This window comes from Streptomyces endocoffeicus (assembly GCF_016741935.1).
GTDB classification, from domain to species: domain Bacteria; phylum Actinomycetota; class Actinomycetes; order Streptomycetales; family Streptomycetaceae; genus Streptomyces; species Streptomyces endocoffeicus.
In genome coordinates this window covers 1-754 of record NZ_JAERRG010000188.1, presented here as the reverse complement: position 1 = coordinate 754, position 754 = coordinate 1, and the positions used below count along the sequence as shown (strand labels likewise).

Here is a 754-nt window from a genome sequence, read left to right as displayed (position 1 = left end):
ACCCTCCCAACAACGCGTCATCCGCGACGCACTCACCAACGCCCAACTCACCCCCGCCGACATCGACCTCATCGAAGCACACGGCACCGGCACCAAACTCGGCGACCCCATCGAAGCCCAGGCGGTGCTGGCGACGTACGGGCAGGACCGTGACCGGCCGGTGTCGCTCGGGTCATTGAAGTCGAACATCGGGCACACCCAAGCCGCCGCCGGAGTCGCCGGCGTGATGAAGGCGGTCCTGTCGATGCGGCACGGGGTCATGCCGAAGAGCCTGCACATCGACGAGCCGACCCCGGAGGTCGATTGGTCGGCGGGCGCGGTCGAGCTACTGGCCGAGGCCCGCGACTGGCCGGACGCGGACGAACGCCCCCGACGCGCAGGCGTGTCGTCCTTCGGCGTCAGCGGCACCAACGCACACGTCATCCTCGAACAGGCACCGCCCGCGCCCGAGCCGACGGAGACGGCGGAGCCCGTCGAGCCCTCCGACGCGTCTGGGTCTTCCGGCCCCGTCGGGCTTGAGTTGGCACCCTCCGGTCCGATGCCGTGGGTGCTCTCCGCACAGAACGAAGCCGCGCTCAAAGACATGGCCCGCCAACTGGCCACCGTGGACGGTTCGGTGCGGGACATCGCCCATTCGCTGATCAGCACGCGGGCCGCGCTGCCACACCGTGCCGTGGTCGTGGGCTCCACCCGTGAGGAATTCGCCACCGCACTGGAACAGGTCACCGGGCACACTCCGGCCGGCGGCAAGACG

Annotated in this window: 1 protein-coding gene; it reads left to right on the top strand. The window is 70.0% G+C overall.

Going from position 1 to position 754, the window contains the following annotated elements; translation table 11 throughout:
- A partial coding sequence (locus JK364_RS54515) for a ketoacyl-synthetase C-terminal extension domain-containing protein (RefSeq protein ID WP_201858896.1) occupies positions 1-754 on the top strand: 754 nt, incomplete at both ends.